18 protein-coding genes are annotated in these 18382 nt (G+C 53.4%); 9 read left to right on the top strand and 9 right to left on the bottom strand.

Annotated elements, in window-relative coordinates:
- Window position 1: 1 nt before the first annotated feature.
- Window positions 2-991, bottom strand: a complete 990-nt coding sequence (locus ACTU3N_RS19705) for an acyltransferase (protein ID WP_443087831.1) — start codon at window positions 989-991, stop codon at window positions 2-4.
- Window positions 992-1158: 167 nt separating this feature from the next.
- On the opposite strand from ACTU3N_RS19705, the gene ACTU3N_RS19700 reads away from it, so the two are divergent.
- From ACTU3N_RS19700 to ACTU3N_RS19680, 5 genes are all read left to right on the top strand, one after another.
- Window positions 1159-1467, top strand: coding sequence for a YsaB family lipoprotein (locus ACTU3N_RS19700; protein WP_443087830.1), 309 nt, complete (start codon window positions 1159-1161; stop codon window positions 1465-1467).
- 139 nt (window positions 1468-1606) lie between these two features.
- Window positions 1607-2518: a glycine--tRNA ligase subunit alpha gene (gene glyQ / locus ACTU3N_RS19695; RefSeq protein WP_004387598.1), complete on the top strand. Its 912-nt coding sequence runs from the start codon at window positions 1607-1609 to the stop codon at window positions 2516-2518.
- Between the two features lie 9 nt (window positions 2519-2527).
- Window positions 2528-4597, top strand: coding sequence for a glycine--tRNA ligase subunit beta (gene glyS / locus ACTU3N_RS19690; protein ID WP_443087829.1), 2070 nt, complete (start codon window positions 2528-2530; stop codon window positions 4595-4597).
- Between the two features lie 301 nt (window positions 4598-4898).
- A complete protein-coding gene (locus ACTU3N_RS19685; RefSeq protein ID WP_443087828.1) occupies window positions 4899-5051 on the top strand; it encodes a Hok/Gef family protein in 153 nt (50 codons plus the stop codon).
- A 338-nt stretch (window positions 5052-5389) separates the two neighbouring features.
- Complete coding sequence (locus tag ACTU3N_RS19680) at window positions 5390-5542, top strand: Hok/Gef family protein (protein ID WP_443087827.1); 153 nt, start codon at window positions 5390-5392, stop codon at window positions 5540-5542.
- A 290-nt stretch (window positions 5543-5832) separates the two neighbouring features.
- Here the strand turns inward: ACTU3N_RS19680 and ACTU3N_RS19675 are convergent, their stop codons facing one another.
- Window positions 5833-6126, bottom strand: a complete 294-nt coding sequence (locus ACTU3N_RS19675; protein ID WP_443087826.1) for an HTH-type transcriptional regulator — start codon at window positions 6124-6126, stop codon at window positions 5833-5835.
- Between the two features lie 382 nt (window positions 6127-6508).
- Between ACTU3N_RS19675 and ACTU3N_RS19670 the strand changes: the two genes are divergently transcribed.
- A complete protein-coding gene (locus ACTU3N_RS19670; protein WP_443087825.1) occupies window positions 6509-7222 on the top strand; it encodes a DUF3053 domain-containing protein in 714 nt (237 codons plus the stop codon).
- A gap of 46 nt (window positions 7223-7268) precedes the next feature.
- Here ACTU3N_RS19670 and ghrB read toward each other — a convergent pair whose 3' ends face one another.
- From ghrB to ACTU3N_RS19645, 5 genes are all read right to left on the bottom strand, one after another.
- Complete coding sequence (ghrB, locus tag ACTU3N_RS19665) at window positions 7269-8243, bottom strand: glyoxylate/hydroxypyruvate reductase GhrB (protein WP_443087824.1); 975 nt, start codon at window positions 8241-8243, stop codon at window positions 7269-7271.
- Complete coding sequence (locus ACTU3N_RS19660; protein WP_443087823.1) at window positions 8240-9532, bottom strand: MFS transporter; 1293 nt, start codon at window positions 9530-9532, stop codon at window positions 8240-8242. Before ACTU3N_RS19660 ends, ghrB begins: the two co-directional genes overlap by 4 nt.
- 87 nt (window positions 9533-9619) lie before the next feature.
- Entirely contained in the window at window positions 9620-10558 is a 939-nt protein-coding gene (locus tag ACTU3N_RS19655) for a sugar kinase (protein WP_443087821.1), read from the bottom strand.
- Window positions 10551-11312 carry a sugar phosphate isomerase/epimerase family protein gene (locus ACTU3N_RS19650; RefSeq protein ID WP_443087820.1) on the bottom strand — a complete coding sequence of 254 codons (762 nt, stop codon included), beginning with the start codon at window positions 11310-11312 and terminating at the stop codon, window positions 10551-10553. The genes ACTU3N_RS19655 and ACTU3N_RS19650 overlap by 8 nt, the downstream gene beginning before the upstream one ends.
- 100 nt (window positions 11313-11412) lie before the next feature.
- Entirely contained in the window at window positions 11413-12429 is a 1017-nt protein-coding gene (locus ACTU3N_RS19645; protein ID WP_443087819.1) for a LacI family DNA-binding transcriptional regulator, read from the bottom strand.
- Between the two features lie 182 nt (window positions 12430-12611).
- Between ACTU3N_RS19645 and ACTU3N_RS19640 the strand changes: the two genes are divergently transcribed.
- Entirely contained in the window at window positions 12612-14945 is a 2334-nt protein-coding gene (locus ACTU3N_RS19640; protein WP_443087818.1) for a molybdopterin guanine dinucleotide-containing S/N-oxide reductase, read from the top strand.
- Here the strand turns inward: ACTU3N_RS19640 and ACTU3N_RS19635 are convergent.
- Entirely contained in the window at window positions 14914-15354 is a 441-nt protein-coding gene (locus ACTU3N_RS19635; protein WP_443087817.1) for an N-acetyltransferase, read from the bottom strand. The genes ACTU3N_RS19640 and ACTU3N_RS19635 overlap by 32 nt on opposite strands.
- Entirely contained in the window at window positions 15335-15913 is a 579-nt protein-coding gene (gene tag / locus ACTU3N_RS19630) for a DNA-3-methyladenine glycosylase I (RefSeq protein ID WP_443087816.1), read from the bottom strand. Before tag ends, ACTU3N_RS19635 begins: the two co-directional genes overlap by 20 nt.
- Window positions 15914-16063: 150 nt before the next feature.
- On the opposite strand from tag, the gene ACTU3N_RS19625 reads away from it, so the two are divergent.
- Both ACTU3N_RS19625 and ACTU3N_RS19620 read left to right on the top strand, forming a co-directional pair.
- A complete protein-coding gene (locus ACTU3N_RS19625) occupies window positions 16064-16753 on the top strand; it encodes an autotransporter domain-containing protein (protein ID WP_443087815.1) in 690 nt (229 codons plus the stop codon).
- A 241-nt stretch (window positions 16754-16994) separates the two neighbouring features.
- Window positions 16995-18200, top strand: a complete 1206-nt coding sequence (locus ACTU3N_RS19620; RefSeq protein ID WP_443087814.1) for an L-lactate MFS transporter — start codon at window positions 16995-16997, stop codon at window positions 18198-18200.
- The last annotated feature ends 182 nt before the right edge of the window (window positions 18201-18382 follow it).

Here is an 18382-nt window from a genome sequence, read left to right as displayed (position 1 = left end):
TTCAACTTACGAAGTGCTTTTTGTCGATGCGTTGTACCAGCATCGACAAAGCAAGGCTTGCCAGCAGCGTGGCGGTGAAAATCCAGGCAATATCAAGCAGCGGCGAGTCCTGGAATTCAATGCCGCGAGTGCGCAGGGCATGGATGATGAACGCATGGAAACCGTAGATCCCGAGCGAATGTTGGGAAATTATTTTCAGGCCTGGCAGCGTGCGGATGTTCAGCGTATTTTTCACCAGCGTAAAGAGCGATACTGCGCAGAGGAACACCATTGGGCCGCAGTAGAGGTACCAGGTGTCAGCGAAATTGCCGCGCCACTGCAGTTCGTGCAGCGTGCCGCGAGAAATAACCGCGACCGCCAGGATAAAAACCGCTGCGCAAGCAAGCGTTACGGCGCGCTTTTGCGTCTCCATCATGCCAATCGCGCGCCCAAGCATGCCATAAAGAATGTAGTAAAAGGTGTCGCCGTAAATAAAGAGGTTGACGGGTAGCCACTGTACGTCGCCTGCTTTTTGCGCCGGCGTATTAGGGTTTGCCAGAATACCCGCTACGGCAATTAGCGCCAGCAGCATTTTTCCGCTGACGGCTTTCACCTGAATCAGGGGCGAAACCAGATAAATAACGATAATCGCAAAGAAAAACCACAGATGATAGAACACCGGTTTTTGCAGCAAATTTCGTAACGACAGCTCTGTATTCATCGTGGTGAAAAGAGAGATATAGAGCAATGCAATAACGCTGTAAAAAAGCAGGCACAGGGCGATACGGGCAAAGTGGCGCGGCTGCGCGCTGCGTTCACCAAAAAAGAGATAGCCCGATATCATAAAAAATAAGGGAACGCTGACGCGGGAGGCGGAATCAAGGATATTCGCAATATTCCAGTCGAAAAGGCTTACGCTTGCCGGGTTGGTAATATACCAGGTCGTAGTATGTATCATAACGACCATCAAACAGGCGATGCCGCGTAAGTTATCTATCCAGTAAATTTTCAACGGTAGCAATCCTTCAGTATTCGCATCTTCTCTCCCTGGGACTCATCTTTTTAGCACATATCTCATTGGATAATTCTGAGTTTTGCCGCTCGTGCTTGTACACTATTCCTCAGGTTTGCAGAATCAAACCTTTCACGCATTTAAAATAGCAGCCAATGGACAGCGCAATGATAAAAATGAGCAAGTATCTCGCCCCGGTATTCATTCTGATGTTAGTCGGGTGCAGTGCTTCTCAGGATATTCCTGCCCAGAAAGCGCAAAAAGTGAAACCTGGCCCGGTGTCGTCTCTTGATATGGAACAGCTGTGCAGGCAGAACGCTGCGCATCGTTACAATACGGGCGCACAGCAAATTAATGTCACCGCCTTCGAACAGTTTCAGGGAAGTTACGAAATGCGGGGGATGACGCCCCGGCATGAGGCTTTTGTCTGCGCTTTTGATCCAGAAGGGCAGTTTTTACATCTTTCTATGCGCTAAACTGACCCGGGGCGGCCTACTTGCTACCGCCCGTTTTACCCAATTTTGCCTAAAGAACCCGTTTCGTACTGTATATCTTGCAGTCAGCGGGTATACTGGTCCCTTCCTTTAAATCCACACGTATCCAGCACGAAATCATATGCAAAAGTTTGATACCAGGACCTTTCAGGGCCTGATCCTGACCTTACAGGATTACTGGGCTCGCCAGGGCTGCACCATTGTTCAACCACTGGACATGGAAGTCGGCGCCGGCACTTCTCACCCGATGACCTGCCTGCGCGCCCTCGGCCCGGAGCCTATCGCCGCTGCTTATGTGCAGCCGTCACGCCGCCCGACTGATGGTCGCTATGGCGAAAACCCGAACCGTTTACAGCACTATTATCAGTTTCAGGTGATCATTAAGCCCTCACCGGACAATATTCAGGAGCTGTATCTCGGATCGCTGAAAGAGCTGGGCATGGACCCGACCATTCATGATATTCGCTTCGTTGAAGACAACTGGGAAAACCCAACGCTGGGTGCCTGGGGGCTGGGCTGGGAAGTGTGGCTGAACGGCATGGAAGTGACGCAGTTCACCTACTTCCAGCAAGTCGGCGGCCTGGAGTGCAAACCGGTAACCGGCGAGATCACTTACGGCCTGGAACGTCTGGCGATGTATATCCAGGGCGTAGACAGCGTTTACGATCTGGTATGGAGCGATGGCCCGCTGGGGAAAACGACCTACGGGGATGTGTTCCATCAAAACGAAGTCGAACAGTCCACCTATAACTTTGAGTATGCGGACGTGGACTTTTTGTTCACCTGTTTTGAGCAGTACGAGAAAGAAGCTCAGCAGCTGCTGGCGCTGGAAAACCCGCTGCCGCTGCCCGCTTATGAGCGCATTCTGAAAGCCGCCCACAGCTTCAACTTGCTGGATGCGCGTAAAGCCATCTCCGTGACGGAACGCCAGCGCTATATTCTGCGCATCCGTACGCTGACCAAAGCAGTCGCTGAAGCGTACTACGCTTCCCGTGAAGCCCTTGGCTTCCCGATGTGCAACAGAAACAAATAAGAGGCGGCCATGTCTGAGAAAACCTTCCTGGTGGAAATAGGCACTGAAGAGTTGCCACCAAAAGCATTGCGCAGCCTGGCGGAGTCCTTCGCTGCCAATTTTACCGCAGAACTGGATGCGGCTGGCCTTGCTCATGGTGAGGTACAGTGGTTCGCCGCACCGCGTCGTCTGGCGTTGAAAGTCGCTTCGCTGGCGGCCTCGCAGCCGGATCGTGAAGTCGAAAAACGCGGCCCGGCCATTGCCCAGGCGTTTGATGCCAGCGGCAATCCGAGCAAAGCAGCAGAAGGCTGGGCGCGCGGCTGTGGCATCACGGTTGACCAGGCCGAACGTCTGAAGACGGAAAAGGGCGAATGGCTGCTCTATCGCGCGCATGTGAAAGGCGAAAGCGTGGAAGCGCTGCTGCCGAATATGGTCGCCACTTCGCTTAGCAAGCTGCCAATCCCGAAACTGATGCGCTGGGGTGCCTCCGATGTGCACTTTGTGCGCCCGGTTCATACTGTCACCCTGTTGCTGGGCGATAACGTTATTCCGGCAACCATTCTGGGCATCGAATCTAATCGCGTGATCCGTGGGCACCGCTTTATGGGTGAGCCGGAGTTCACGATTGATAATGCTGACCAGTACCCGGACATTCTGCTTGAACGCGGGAAAGTGATGGCGGATTATGCTGCGCGTAAGGCTAAAATCAAAGCCGACGCTGAAGCTGCTGCGCGCCAGATTGGCGGTAACGCTGATTTGAGCGACAACCTGCTTGAAGAGGTCACTTCGCTGGTAGAATGGCCGGTGGTGCTGACTGCGAAGTTCGAAGAAAAATTCCTCGCCGTTCCGGCAGAAGCGCTGGTTTACACCATGAAGGGTGACCAGAAGTACTTCCCGGTGTATGGCAATGACGGCAAGCTGCTGCCGAACTTTATCTTCGTTGCCAATATTGAATCGAAAGATCCGCAACAAATTATCGCCGGTAACGAGAAGGTTGTACGCCCGCGTCTGGCAGATGCTGAATTCTTCTTTAATACTGACCGTAAAAAACGTCTGGAAGACCATCTGCCACGTCTGCAAACCGTATTGTTCCAACAGCAGTTGGGAACGCTGCGCGATAAAACCGATCGCATCCAGGCGCTGGCGGGCTGGATTGCCGGGCAGATTGGTGCTGATGTGAACCACGCCACGCGCGCAGGGCTGTTGTCCAAGTGTGACCTGATGACCAATATGGTGTTTGAATTTACCGACACCCAGGGTGTGATGGGGATGCACTACGCGCGTCATGATGGCGAAGCGGAAGATGTGGCTGTTGCGCTTAACGAGCAGTATCAGCCGCGTTTTGCGGGTGATGATCTGCCGTCAAACCCGGTTGCGTGCGCGCTGGCAATTGCTGACAAAATGGATACGCTGGCAGGGATTTTCGGCATTGGTCAGCATCCGAAGGGGGATAAAGACCCGTTCGCATTGCGCCGTGCTGCGCTGGGCGTGCTGCGCATTATTGTTGAGAAGAACCTGCCGCTGGATCTGCAAACGCTGGCAGAAGAAGCGGTGCGTCTGTATGGTGACAAGCTTACCAACGGCAACGTGGTCGATGACGTGATTGATTTCATGCTGGGCCGTTTCCGCGCCTGGTATCAGGACGAAGGTTACAGCGTTGATACCATTCAGGCTGTGCTGGCACGTCGCCCGACTAAACCGGCAGATTTCGATGCGCGCATGAAAGCGGTGTCGCATTTCCGCACGCTGGATGAAGCAGCAGCGCTGGCAGCGGCAAATAAGCGCGTCTCCAATATCCTGGCAAAATCGGATGAAACCCTGAATGATGCCGTGCAAGCTTCGGTGCTGAAAGAGGCCGCAGAGATTAAGCTGGCGGGCAATCTGGTGGTTCTGCGCGATCAGTTGCAGCCCTATTTTGCCGAGGGGCGCTATCAGGAGGCGCTGATCGAACTGGCCGCATTACGCGAGCCTGTCGATGAGTTTTTTGAGCAGGTGATGGTTAACGCTGATGATAAAGAGGTGCGTATCAACCGCCTGACGCTGCTTTCTCAATTACGTGAGCTGTTCCTGCAAGTGGCGGATATTTCGCTGTTGCAGTGAGTTAGCAAATCCTAAAAAAGCCGCCTTATTTTGGGCGGCTTTTTATTATCAGAGATATTTTAACAACAACCGTTAATAATAATTGTTGATTGCACCAGAACTCATTTCGGATTTTATTAACGAAATAAATCCATTATTTCCGTTAGAATAACTGTGGGTGCTTGAGACTGCTTGTCTCAGGTATTCGCCGGATGACAAGCAGAGAAAAGCCCCACCCGATGTAATATCAAAGTGAGGCTTCCTATGCTTAGCAACATAAGAGTAGCCTCTTGCTCGTTGAAAATCAACACGGAGGCCGCAGATGCCCTATAAATATTTATTGTTCAGCTTGATGGTGAAATGTCTCACCATTTTATTATTTACTTTGCTGATTCGTGATTCATTATGTGGATTGCATCTCCGGCAGGGGAATATTGAGCTGGTGGCATTTCTGGCCTGCGAAATAAAACAGTAAGAGCTTCCGGCGGGGAGTGATCCCCGCCATTCTTTTGGCGAGATGCATTCTCATTGCACCCTTTTTAACTCTTTTACGCTAACAGTTAATAATGCGCGGGTGAATAATCAGAAATAGATTATTCATTGAGCGTGTTTTATTTTCAGAGTTTGCTAACGAAACAATCCGGTTATTTTCGTTAGAATAACTGCGGGTGCTTGAGACTGCTTGTCTCAGGTATTCGCCGGATGACAAGCAGAGAAAAGCCCCACCCGATGTAATATCAAAGTGAGGCTTCCTATGCATGAACAACATAAGAGTAGCCTCTTGCTCGTTGAAAATCAACACGGAGGCCGCAAATGCCCTACAAATATTTATTGTTCAGCTTGATGGTGAAATGTCTCACCATTTTATTATTTACCCTGCTGATTCGTGATTCATTATGTGGATTGCATCTCCGGCAGGGAAATATTGAGCTGGTGGCATTTCTGGCCTGCGAGGTAAAACAGTAAGAGCTTCCGGCGGGGAGCGCTCCCCGCCGTTCTTTTGGCGAGATGCATTCTCATTGCACCCTTTTTCACTGCGTCCCTGAGCGTGGATTGCCCTGAAGTCGCACCTGTTGCTCAGTAGCCAGTCAGGTATCTTTTCATGTCATTGAGGCCCGCCGCCGGAACAAGAGTGCGGTATCACATACAGGGTTTTCTGCGGGTGTTGTGTGACGAAGAGCGGAAGAAAGTGAAGGACTATGAGGGCGTTTAGTGGGTATAGACCCCCGGCTCAGCGGGGGGGACTGCACAAAAAATTAATCAATAAGTTGCTTGCTAAGCGCCGGGTTCGCATGAATCAGACGCATCAGTTTGATTTCAGTGGCGGTGGGTTGTACGCGTTGTGATTCCCACTCGTGAACTACCGCCACGCTGACTCCCATGGCACTAGCAAAATCATCAATTTTCAGACCGGTTCCTCTTCTGAGTTGTTCAAAATCGCTTACAGCGTTTGGTTTTTGGCTCAGAGCAACCGTCTGCATATCTTCTTTCTTAAAGACAATCTGTTCCAGACTGCTCAGCAGTTCAAACATTGGATCTTTAAATTCCATTGAGCACTCCTCATAAAAAATCACACTGCGGGATCGTGATACAGCTCGTTAATCATAGACGGGAAAAATTATTGCGCGAGGTCACATTCGCAACTTAACAAGAATTCGGAGTATAAAATGTGCCGAAAATGCATGTTCATGCGTAAAGTTGCCGCTTAATTGATTGATTCCATTTAAGGTGAGGGAGCTAAGTATTTTTTTGTAAATCGACAGACAAAAATGATATGACGCAGCATCAGAATCGCCGGGTGAAAAACGGGCGTCGGCGAGGCGTTTTCCTTTATCAGAATGACAGGAAAGGGTATCTTGCGGCGCTGACCTGGACTATCCTTGTCAGCGTCAGGCACGCATGTGCGCTTTTATGGGTGAAAGGAGTAATAAAATGGCGACAGGAAAGTCCTGCTCTCGCTGGTTTGCGCCTCTTGCGGCGTTATTAATGGTAGTTAGCCTGAGTGGGTGCTTCGATAAAGAAGGCGATCAGCGCAAGGCGTTTATCGATTTTCTGCAAAATACTGCAATGCGCAGCAGCGAACGTTTGCCAGCCCTGACGGCAGACCAGAAGAAACAGTTCGGGCCGTTTGTCTCTGACTACGCGATTATTTATGGTTACTCGCAGCAGGTTAACCAGGCCATTGATTCTGGGTTGCGTCCGGTCGTCGATAGCGTCAATGCTATCCGTGTGCCGCAGGATTATATGACTCAGCGCGAACCACTGCGCCAGGCGAATGGTTCTCTCGGCGTGCTGAGCCAGCAATTGCAGAATGCAAAAATGCAGGCGGATGCGTCGCACGCCGCGCTGAAACAGGCCGATGATCTTAAACCGGTGTATGACCAGGTCTATACGAAAGTCGTTACCAACCCTGCTAATGCGCTGCAACCTTTAATCCCTGCGGCGCAAGTATTTACCCAGCAACTGGTGCAGGTTGGTGATTATATCGCTCAGCAGGACACGCAGGTGAGCTTCGTTGCCAACGGTATACAGTTCCCGACCTCAGAGCAGGCCAGCCAATATAATGCGCTTATTGCTCCGCTGGCGGCGCAACATAAAGCCTTTACTCAGGCGTGGAGCGCAACCGTCAGCGCCATGCAGCAGTAATTCCGCGCTTGCTAAAAAAAAGAGGCGATTTCGCCTCTTTTTTTGTTTAGCCCGCAACCTGTGGGTTAACGCAGTTTTTCTCAACCTTACCGTTTAGCGCATCAATCAGGTTATCGACTGCGCAGGCTGCCATATTGTAACGCGTCTCATGGGTTGCCGAGCCGATATGCGGCAGCGCAACCACGTTTGGCAGCGACAGCAGCGGCGAGTCAACTGGCAGCGGCTCTTTCTCGAAGACATCCAGGCCCGCCGCGTGGATTTCCCCGCTCTGCAACGCATCAATCAGCGCTGCTTCATCAACCACCGGCCCACGACCAGCGTTGATAAAGATGGCCGATTTTTTCATCAATGCGAACTGCGGCTTGCCGATCAGATGATGAGTTTCTTCGGTGAGCGGCAACACCAGGCAGACAAAGTCAGACTCCTGAAGCAGTGTATCAAGAGAGCAATAGCGCGCCTGGAAGCGCTCTTCCGCCTGGGGATGCTGGCGACGCGCGTTATAGAGAATCGGCATGCCGAATCCAAAATGCGCACGCTGTGCCAGCGCCATACCAATACGGCCCATACCAATGATGCCCAGCGTTTTGTGGTGCACATCCACACCAAACCAGTCCTCGCCAATACTGGACGTCCACTCGCCCACTTTGACCCGCTCGGCCACTTCCACCACGCGGCGAGCCGTGCTCAATATCAGTGCCATCATGGTGTCGGCCACGGTTTCCGTCAGCACGGTTGGGGTGTGCATCAGTAAAATTTTGCGAGCATTCAGCGCATCCACATCAAAATTGTCATACCCCACCGAAACCGTGGACGCTGCGCGCAACTGCGGCATTTTTTCCAGCAGCGCCGTATCCACCTTTTCACTCGAACCCAACAGCCCTTGCGTGCTGGCAAACGCCTGCGCGTACTGCTGCACCGTTTCCGGTTTCAGGTTTGGAACACGGGTCACCGTGAAATGTGCTTCCAGACGTTTTTGCAGATCATCAGGTAAGTTTTTGTACAGAATGATGGACGGCTTCATGCGGTTCTCCCTTGTGATGGGGCGCCTGCTGGCGACAATTTATTGTTAGCGGGTTTAACAAGTAAAGTAAGCCATACAGAGGTAAAAAGTGCTACCCCCATAAAAATGTACGATGCCGACGGATTGCCGGTTACGCCGTTCAGGTAGCCGACAAACCAGGAGCCGCAGAAGGAGCCGAGCGCGCCCATACTATTGATAAGCGCCATAGCACCACCGGCAACATTACGCGGCAGCATTTCCGGAATAATCGCAAAGAAGGGGCCATAAGGGGCATACATTGCCGCCCCGGCGATAACCAGTAACGTATAAGAAACCCAGAAATGATTGGCGCCTACCGCCCATGAGCCGATAAAAGCAAATGCCCCGATAAGTAACAGCGGCCAGACAAACAGTTTGCGGTTTTGCAGTTTATCCGAACCCCAGGAGGCAAGGATCATGGCAAGTGTCGCGGCCAGATAAGGCACCGAAGAGAGCCAGCCCACCTCGACCATGCCTAAGTTTTCGCCGCCGCTGCGGATAATCGAAGGCAGCCACAGGACGAAGCCATATACGCCGATGCTCCAGGCAAAGTATTGCAGGCACAGCAGCACGACGTTACGTGAACGAAACGCTTCGCTGTAATTACGCACCGCCTTAATGCCTTGCTGCTCTTTATCCAGTTGCGTTTGCAGCGCCGCTTTTTCTGCGCCGGACAGCCAGCCCACCTGCGCCGGTTTATCTTTTACCAGCACCCACCAGCAAAACGCCCAGATAATGGCCGGAACGCCTTCAATAATAAACATCTCGCGCCAGCCAAACGCCTGAATCAAGTAGCCGGAAACCACCGACATCCACAGCACCGTGACTGGGTTTCCGAGGATCAGGAAGGTGTTCGCGCGCGAGCGTTCGGATTTAGTAAACCAGTTGCTGATGTAGATAAGCATCGCGGGCATCACGGCAGCTTCCACGACGCCAAGGATAAAGCGGATCGCGGCGAGCGCAGGAATGTTACTGACCATGCCGGTTAACGAGGCGCATCCTCCCCATAAAATAAGGCAAACAAAAATCAGTTTGCGCACGCTGCGGCGTTCCGCGTACATCGCGCCTGGAATTTGAAAGAAGAAGTAACCAAGAAAGAACAGAGCGCCCAGCAGCGAAGAGATACCCTTGGTAATGCCTAAATCTTCGTTGATTCCGGCGGCGGAGGCGAAGCTGAAGTTCGCCCGATCGAGATAGGCCAGGCTGTAGGTGATAAACACGATTGGCATGATATACAGCCAGCGTTTGGTCGAGTTTGTCGCATTAGTCATAATTGCCTCTATCGTTGTGGCTTACCGCCTGCATGTAGGGTACAGCGCGGCTAGTTGATGATTTCTCCATGGTTTATGGAGAGGGCATTAAACGTGCAGCGCCGCAAGCTCCGTACGTGTGGGTAATCCTTCGCTGTCTCCCGGCACCTGGATGGCCAGCGCGCCGATAGCGTTACCCCGACGCACGGCTTCACGGACGCTTTTGCCTTCCAGCAGCGCGCTTATCGCACCGACGGCAAAACCATCGCCCGCGCCCACGGTATCCACGACGTTTGTGACTTTTACAGGTGCCACGGCTCCCTGTTCGCCGCTGGCGGTCTTAAACCATGCGCCATCCGCGCCGGTTTTAATGGCAACCACGCTAACGCCGCGTTGCAGGTAGAAATCTGCAATGCCTTCCGGCGTCTTCTCTCCGGTGAGAATCGTGCCTTCTTTCAACCCTGGCAGAACCCAGTCGGCCTGAAAGGCGAGGCGATTAAGTTTTTCCACCATCTCGGCTTCGCTGTTCCACAGCACCGGGCGAAGATTGGGGTCAAACGTGATGGTGCTTCCCTGCGCTTTCATCGATTGCACCGCATGTTCCAGTAGCGCATAGGAAGAGGTGGACAGCGCCGCCGCAACGCCGCTCACGTGGAGATGGCGCGCCTGCTGAGCGTGATAATCCTCCGGGGAAAGGTGGCTTGCCGCAGAGCCTTTGCGGAAATACTCCACAATGGGATCGGTTCCATTTTCCGCTTTTGATTTGAGCTGAAAACCGGTTGCGTAGCGTCCATCAATCGTGACGCCACCGGTATCGATGCCTTCCTGGCGCAGCGTGTTAAGAATAAAGCGCCCGAAGCTATCGTCGCCGACGCGGCTTACCCAGCGCACTTTAAATCCCAGGCGAGCAAGACCGGTCGCAACGTTCAGTTCTGCGCCTGCCGCACGCTTAATAAATTGCCCGGCATCGGCTAAATCACCGCTTTCTGTCGCGACAAACATGGCCATCGCTTCGCCAATGGTGATGACATCCAGTGGGTTATGCATGGTTTGACTCCTGGCGTAATAAATTGACGTAATGTTGGGTAACGGTGGTCAAATCCTCGCCTTCAAGCGGGAACTCGATACCGCGTGGCGCGTCTGTGGGTAAGCTCTTGAGCAAGGCGAGCCAGCGCGCATCGGCCTGGTCTGGCGCAACGGCGCGATAACTTTGATGATGGGGAACGGCTGCTTTGACGTGAATATAGTCGACGGCGGGCGCAAGCTGGCGCGCGGCTTCCTCTGGTGAATCGCCCACCCATAACCAGTTTCCGGTATCAAACGTCAGCGAGACGGGCAACTCCGCCGAGTGGCAGGCGTTTTTAAAATGCACCATCGCCGCCAGCTTCCCACATGCGGTCTGATCGTTTTCCACCACCAGTCTGACGCGGCTTGCCGAAAGCCACTTATGTAACGCCGCCAGCACCGCTTCGTCCTGGAAGTGACCGAGCGAGACTTTAAGCCAGAGCGCGTTCAGCGTGCGGGCCTCATTGAGTAAAGCAGGCAGGCGGGGATTGAGCGCCCCGTTTTCCAGGCACAGAGGTTCAGGTGCTGAGTAACAGGCTTGCAGGTTGTGCATTTCAATGGCGAAGGTCAGCGAGGGCAGGTGCGCCAGCTCGTTGTCGCTCAGCAGCTCCCGGCGAATCTCCACCCCGTCGGCACCGGCACCGGCGATAATGGGTAACAGCGCGATTTGCCCCCCGAGCCGCTGAATGTGTTCATGGCCGTAGGCGGCGGTGACGACAATGATTTTTCTCTGCATCTTTCTGCTCCACTGCATTGCTTTCTCTTAACGCTAGATGGAACCGGTTCCAAAGAGAAGTGCAGCATCGCGGAAGTATGATCGCCATCACGAAGGTCAGTTACCGGGCGGTGGAACCCCGCACAATTAGCTCACCGGAGAAAACCTGCTCGCGCACGGTATCGCTGCGGCCTTCAATCCGGCGCACAACTTGCTCGACAGCGGCATAGCCGATTTGCCAGGTTGGCTGTTTAAGAGTGGTGATCCCCACACCGGCCAGTTCTGCCCACTCCAGCTCGTCAAAACCGAGCAGGCCAATGTCGCTGCCCCAGTTCAGACCGATGCGTTTTAAAGAGCGGGCAACTTGCAAGGTTAGCGCGCCATTGGCGGATATCACCGCTTTGCGCATCCCGCGATGGCTGGCGTGAAACTGACGCAACGTGTTGTCTATCTGTGCCGCTTCATGCAGCGGTGTTTCGGCATTTTCCGCCACCATGCCCGGGTAGCGGGCGAGCGTCGCGCGAAAGGCGTTCAGGCGCTCCCGGCGAGTGTTGACGGTGCCGAGCGGTTCGCTGAGAAACAGCAAGGCTTCAAAACCTTGTTCGATTAAATGTTCGGTCGCCGTTGTGGCAGCCTGCGTGTTATCCAGCCCCACCACATCGCAGGCGAAGTCGGGAATTTTACGGTCGATAAGCACCATCGGCAGGGACGATTGTTGCAGGCGGCTCAGCCCCTCTTCGCGCATTCCCACCGCGTTTACCACAATGCCCTCCACCTGATAACTGCGCAGCAAGTCAAGGTAATGCAGCTCCTGATCCAGCTCATTATTGGTATTACACACCAGCGGTGTAAAACCTTTCTCGCGACAGGCAGCTTCGATACCGCTTAAAACATGGACGGAATAGGGGTTGGTGATATCGGCGATAATCAGGCCGATAAGCCGTGTCCGGCCACGCTTAAGACCGCGAGCCATCAGGCTTGGGCGATAATCCAGATCGGCAATGGCCTGCTCAATACGTGCCAGAAGCGCAGCGGAAAGCAGATGCTTTTCACCGTTCAGATAACGCGAAATACTGGTTTTCCCCGTTTTCGCCGCCTTCGCCACATCACTGATAGTGGGGCGCGCTGTTTTCGCCATATTGCTTCCCTCGCCGTGAATCGTTGTCCACACATTAACGTGAAATGATGCGCAAGCAAGTACAAAGAAGCGCTTATCACCGCCAGTTGCGATGTAATGACGTTTAATTCTTTGCGATCGCGCCGTGGCTGTGGATGATAGAGCGCAAACAAAGTAATCACCTGCAAGCTACTCAGGAGTGCGTGTTGGCAAACTCTGCGACAAAAACCGTTCTTACCGCTGCCCATTGGGGGCCGATACTGGTCGAAACCGATGGCGAAAAAGTGCTCTCTTCCCGCGGCGCACTGCCCACCGGCCACCTCAATTCCCTGCAAACTGTCGTGCAGGATCAAGTGCATAGCGCAACGCGTGTGCGCTACCCGATGGTGCGAAAAGGGTTTCTGGCCTCGCCCGAAAACCCGCAGGGTATTCGCGGGCAGGATGAGTTTGTTCGCGTGAGCTGGGATGAGGCGCTAACACTTGTGCATTCGCAGCACAAACGCATTCGTGAAAGCTATGGGCCAGCGTCGATTTTCGCCGGTTCTTACGGCTGGCGCTCCAACGGCGTGCTGCACAAAGCCGCGACGCTGCTGCAACGCTATATGAGCCTGGCGGGCGGCTACACGGGCCATCTTGGGGACTACTCGACTGGCGCGGCGCAGGCAATCATGCCGCATGTGGTTGGAGGTAACGAAGTCTATCAGCAGCAAACCAGCTGGCCGTTAATTCTTGAGCACAGCGAGGTCGTGGTGCTGTGGAGCGCGAACCCGCTCAATACGCTGAAAATAGCCTGGAACGCTTCCGATGAGCAGGGCATTGCCTGGTTCGACGCGCTGCGTAAAAGCGGCAAACGGCTTATCTGTATTGATCCGATGCGTAGCGAAACCGTGGATTTCTTCGGTGACAGCATGGAGTGGATTGCGCCGCATATGGGCACTGACGTGGCTTTGATGCTCGGTATTGCCCATACACTGGTGGAAAATAACTGGCAGGATGAGGATTTCCTTAAGCGCTGCACCGTTGGCTATCCGGCCTTTGCCGCTTACCTGAGCGGCGAGCGTGACGGCGTGGCAAAGAGCGCTGAATGGGCAGCGGCTATTTGTGGCATAAATGCGGATAAAATCCGTGAACTGGCAGAACTTTTCCATAAAAATACCACCATGCTGATGGCCGGGTGGGGGATGCAGCGCCAGCAGTACGGCGAGCAAAAGCACTGGATGCTGGTAACGCTTGCCGCCATGCTCGGGCAGATTGGCACCCCTGGCGGTGGTTTTGGTCTCTCTTATCATTTTGCGAACGGCGGCAACCCAACGCGCCGTGCGGCGGTGCTGGCATCCATGCAGGGTACGGTGAAAGAGGGTGTCGATGCGGTGGATAAAATCCCCGTCGCCCGCATTGTTGAAGCGCTGGAAAACCCCGGCGCGCCTTACCAGCATAATGGTATGGACAGGCACTTCCCCGACATCCGTTTCGTCTGGTGGGCAGGCGGCGCAAACTTTACCCATCATCAGGATACTAACCGCTTAATCCGCGCCTGGCAGAAACCGGAGCTGGTGGTCGTTTCCGAATGTTTCTGGACGGCGGCGGCGAAACACGCCGATATTGTGTTGCCAGCGACGACGTCGTTTGAGCGTAACGACCTGACCATGACCGGGGATTACAGCAACCAGCATCTGGTGCCGATGAAGCGTGTTGTTGCTCCGCAGTATGAAGCGCGCGATGATTTTGAGGTGTTTGCCGAGCTGAGCGAGCGCTGGGAAGCCGGTGGGCGTGCGCGTTTTACCGAAGGGAAAAACGACCTGCAATGGCTGGAGACGTTTTATGCAATCGCCGCGCAGCGCGGGGCCAGCCAGCAGGTGACGCTGCCGCCGTTTGCGCAGTTCTGGCAAGCCAATCAGCTGATTGAAATGCCCGAGAGCGAGCAAAATGCGCGCTTTGTGCGCTACAGCGATTTTCGCCGCGATCCGCAGGCTCACCCATTGAAAACGCCAAGCGGGAAAATTGAAATCTTTTCTGAGCGGATCGCCAGTTTCGGTTACGCGGATTGCCCGCCGCATCCGATGTGGCTGGAGCCGGACGAGTGGCACGGGAATGCCGCGCCGCAGCAGTTGCAGGTGCTCTCTGCGCACCCGGCTCATCGGCTGCACAGCCAGCTGAATTATTCACGCTTGCGTGAGCAGTATGCGGTAGCCGGGCGTGAGCCGGTGACGCTGAACGTTAAGGATGCACAAGCGCGCGGAATTGCCCCCGGCGATGTCGTGCGCGTGTGGAATGAGCGCGGTCAGGTGCTGGCGGGCGCGGTCGTCACCGAGGGGATTAAACAGGGCGTTATCTGTATCCACGAAGGCGCATGGCCCGATCTTGACCCGAATGCGGGCGGGATCTGTAAAAATGGCGCGGTCAACGTGCTGACGAAAGATTTGCCAAGCTCACGGCTCGGTAACGGCTGTGCCGGTAATACCGCGCTGGCGTGGGTGGAGAAATACCACGGCCCGGCGCTTAAGCTTACGGCGTTTGACCCGCCTGCCAGTTCATAATCCACGTCGGGTGGCGGGTCTCTTCTTGCCAGGCGCTTTCTTCTATACGAAAGCCCTGGGCATAGTAGAACTTCACCGCCCGTTCGTTTTTCTGATACACCTCAAGGCTCAGCCAGTCGTAGCGCTGCTTTACATGGTTCATTAACGCTTTACCGATGCCGCGACCAATCAGCGCCGGGCGCACAAACAGCGCCCCAATAAATTGCCCATCCATCACGCTGATAAACCCTTCCAGCTCGCCATGTTCTTGCCAGACCCAGGTGGTGGCATAGGGAAGATAGGCTTCGCGCACCAGCGCTTCGCTGTCGTGCCAGTAGCGTTCCTGAATAAAAGGATGTGCATAAATGGTGCTTTCCAGCCACAGCGACAACAAAGGGGAGAGATCGCTGTTATGCCACTCGTGGATCATGCTGGCTCCCGGGATGACAAAAACAGCCGGTAATATGATCGTTTACCAGGCCGCAGGCTTGCATAAATGAGTAGCAAATAGTGGAGCCGACAAATTTAAAGCCACGCTTTTTTAGCGCTTTTGACATTGCCTCAGACGCTGGCGTGGAAACCGGTATTTCCGCAAGCGTCGCTGCCTGGGTTATTTGCGGCGTATTGTCAACGAAACGCCAGACAAACTCCGCGAAGGGTTCGCCGTTTTGTTCCATTGCCAGAAAGGCGCGGGCATTACCAATAATCGCTTCGATTTTGCCCCGGTGGCGAATAATTCCGGCATTTTGCAACAGTATTTCCACATCGTCAGCGGTCATTGCAGCAACGCGCGCCGGGTCAAATTGCAGGAAAGCGTTACGATAATTTTCTCTTTTTTTTAATACCGTGATCCAGGATAAACCGGCCTGTTGCCCTTCCAGACAGATCATCTCAAACAGTTTTTTAGCGTCCCGTTCTGCAACGCCCCACTCATTATCGTGGTAAGCGAGATAAAGCGGGTCTTGCGTTACCCAACCACATCGTTGCATTTTTCGTACTCCGTTCGCGATAGGTAGAAATAAATTTTCCCGGCGTCTTGACGTGGTCAATTAAACGGCAATAGTTTAGTAGAGGTAATAGTCCTCTCGATAACGATAACTTTCACGCCGAGTTCGGCTCTTTTCTGGAGTCGCATATTGATGAAAATTATAACCAGTGGCTTCTTGCTGTCGCTGACCCCTGTCTGGCTGTTATTTTGCCAGACGGCGCATGCGTGGCAGCAGGAATACATCGGCAGTGACCGGCAAAATGTTCCCAGCGAACGCTACACATGGGACAGTGAGCGCCAGCCGCGCTACGACGATATTCTTGCTGAGCGTATTCGCTCTGCGCAAAATTCGCCGGGTATTGCGCTAAATCTTTCCAGTGACACACCGCTCGACCCGGTAAGCTCGATGAGCGTCGGCTGGAACATTCCGCTTACCAGCCGCGTGACCACCGGGCCAGTGGCAGCCTGGCATTACGACGGCTCAACAACCTCAATGTATAACGAATTTGGTGATAGCGCGACCACCCTGCAATACAGCGATCCGCTGTGGCATGCCAGCGTGAGTTCGCTGGGCTGGCGCGTGGATAGCCGCTTAGGCGACCTGCGCCCGTGGGCGCAAATTAGCTATAACCAGCAGTTTGGCGAGAATATCTGGAAAACCCAGTCCGGGCTTAATCGCCTGGTATCGGCGAATCAGTACGGTAACTGGCTGGACGTTACCTTAGGTGCCGATATGCTGCTGAATTCTCACCTTGCGGCGTACGCGTCTTTATCACAGGCCGAAAACGATGCGTTTGGCCAAAATTATCTCTACAGCATGGGCGTTAGCGCGCGCTTCTGATGTTAATTTAAAACAAAAAGTTCACATTAAATAAACAACAACCATGCCTTTTCTGTTGATAGTATGTACTAACTCACATTTATTCATTCTTGGAATGAATGTTTTCAATGTCATTCATTCCATCCTCAATGCATTTCATTCCGTTTGAACTGCATTTCATGCCTTTTTCGCCCTGCCATGAAACGCGCTTCGTTATGGTTATCCGCAGTGAAATCTTTTTCTTTTCTGCAGGACAACTGCCATGAATAATTCCATAACTAACCGTACTCGCTGGTTAACCCTTTTGGGAACGATTATCACGCAATTTGCGTTAGGTTCCGTCTACACCTGGAGTCTGTTTAACAGCTCGCTGGCAGAAAAACTGAATGAGCCGGTAAGCCAGGTCGCGTTCTCCTTTGGCTTGCTGAGTCTCGGCCTCGCGCTTTCTTCTTCTATCGCCGGGAAATTACAGGAACGTTTTGGCGTCAAACGCGTCACTATCGCTTCCGGTATTTTACTGGGCGTTGGCTTTTTCCTGACGGCCCATTCCAACACTCTTTTGATGCTCTGGCTGAGCGCTGGCGTGCTGGTGGGCCTGGCAGATGGCGCGGGTTATCTGTTAACGCTTTCTAACTGCGTCAAATGGTTCCCGGAACGCAAAGGACTGATTTCGGCCTTTTCTATCGGCTCTTACGGGTTAGGTAGCCTGGGCTTTAAATTTATCGACAGCCATCTGTTGGCGACCGTCGGTCTGGAAAAAACCTTTATGATCTGGGGCGCAATTACGCTGGTGATGATTGTTTTTGGCGCCATGCTGATGACCGATGCGCCGCACCAGGAAGTCTCCACCGTGAATGGCGTGGTAGAAAATGACTTTACCCTGGCCGAGTCAATGCGCAAACCGCAGTACTGGATGCTGGTGGTGATGTTCCTGACGGCGTGCATGAGCGGTCTGTACGTGATTGGTGTGGCGAAAGATATTGCCCAGGGCATGGTACATCTTGATGTGGCCACCGCCGCGAACGCAGTGACTATTATCGCTATTGCTAACCTGAGCGGTCGTCTGGTGCTGGGCGTGCTCTCCGATAAAATTGCGCGTATCCGCGTTATCACAATAGGCCAGGTCATTTCACTGGTCGGTATGGCGGCACTGCTGTTCGCGCCGTTGAACGCCATGAGCTTTTTCGCAGCAATCGCCTGTGTTGCCTTTAACTTTGGCGGCACCATTACCGTTTTCCCATCCCTGGTGAGTGAGTTCTTCGGCCTGAACAATCTGGCGAAAAACTACGGTGTGATTTACCTCGGTTTCGGTATCGGCAGCATTTGCGGTTCCCTTATTGCCTCTTTGTTTGGCGGTTTTTATGTCACCTTCTGCGTGATTTTCGCCCTGTTGATTATTTCACTGGCGCTCTCCTCGACGATTCGCCAGCCGCAGCGTGAGTTCTACAAAGAACACGCTCACGCCTGATCATTCTGATATGTGCAAAAAACCGCCAGTAAACCGGCGGTTTTTTTGTATCTCCTGACCCGTCCTGAATAGCGTTGACACATTCCTGACTCAAACCCGGAGAACGTGATGATGACTGAGTTCAAACGCACCCAACGCGATTATCCTCTATCCTTTAAAATAGCCGTTGTTGAGCAGATCGA

Source organism: Vagococcus sp. WN89Y, assembly GCF_052220145.1.
GTDB lineage: Bacteria > Pseudomonadota > Gammaproteobacteria > Enterobacterales > Enterobacteriaceae > Kosakonia.
The sequence above is the reverse complement of the archived record's forward strand: the minus strand, read 5'-3'. Positions and strand labels throughout refer to the sequence as shown.

Excerpts from the sequence above, each read along its gene's own strand:
- ACTU3N_RS19700 (WP_443087830.1), top strand. The coding sequence starts at position 1,159 with ATGATAAAAATGAGCAAGTATCTCGCCCCGGTATTCATTCTGATGTTA.
- glyQ (WP_004387598.1), top strand. The coding sequence starts at position 1,607 with ATGCAAAAGTTTGATACCAGGACCTTTCAGGGCCTGATCCTGACCTTA.
- glyS (WP_443087829.1), top strand. The coding sequence starts at position 2,528 with ATGTCTGAGAAAACCTTCCTGGTGGAAATAGGCACTGAAGAGTTGCCA.
- ACTU3N_RS19685 (WP_443087828.1), top strand. The coding sequence starts at position 4,899 with ATGCCCTATAAATATTTATTGTTCAGCTTGATGGTGAAATGTCTCACC.
- ACTU3N_RS19680 (WP_443087827.1), top strand. The coding sequence starts at position 5,390 with ATGCCCTACAAATATTTATTGTTCAGCTTGATGGTGAAATGTCTCACC.
- ACTU3N_RS19675 (WP_443087826.1), bottom strand. The coding sequence starts at position 6,126 with ATGGAATTTAAAGATCCAATGTTTGAACTGCTGAGCAGTCTGGAACAG.
- ACTU3N_RS19670 (WP_443087825.1), top strand. The coding sequence starts at position 6,509 with ATGGCGACAGGAAAGTCCTGCTCTCGCTGGTTTGCGCCTCTTGCGGCG.
- ghrB (WP_443087824.1), bottom strand. The coding sequence starts at position 8,243 with ATGAAGCCGTCCATCATTCTGTACAAAAACTTACCTGATGATCTGCAA.
- ACTU3N_RS19660 (WP_443087823.1), bottom strand. The coding sequence starts at position 9,532 with ATGACTAATGCGACAAACTCGACCAAACGCTGGCTGTATATCATGCCA.
- ACTU3N_RS19655 (WP_443087821.1), bottom strand. The coding sequence starts at position 10,558 with ATGCATAACCCACTGGATGTCATCACCATTGGCGAAGCGATGGCCATG.
- ACTU3N_RS19650 (WP_443087820.1), bottom strand. The coding sequence starts at position 11,312 with ATGCAGAGAAAAATCATTGTCGTCACCGCCGCCTACGGCCATGAACAC.
- ACTU3N_RS19645 (WP_443087819.1), bottom strand. The coding sequence starts at position 12,429 with ATGGCGAAAACAGCGCGCCCCACTATCAGTGATGTGGCGAAGGCGGCG.
- ACTU3N_RS19635 (WP_443087817.1), bottom strand. The coding sequence starts at position 15,354 with ATGATCCACGAGTGGCATAACAGCGATCTCTCCCCTTTGTTGTCGCTG.
- tag (WP_443087816.1), bottom strand. The coding sequence starts at position 15,913 with ATGCAACGATGTGGTTGGGTAACGCAAGACCCGCTTTATCTCGCTTAC.
- ACTU3N_RS19625 (WP_443087815.1), top strand. The coding sequence starts at position 16,064 with ATGAAAATTATAACCAGTGGCTTCTTGCTGTCGCTGACCCCTGTCTGG.
- ACTU3N_RS19620 (WP_443087814.1), top strand. The coding sequence starts at position 16,995 with ATGAATAATTCCATAACTAACCGTACTCGCTGGTTAACCCTTTTGGGA.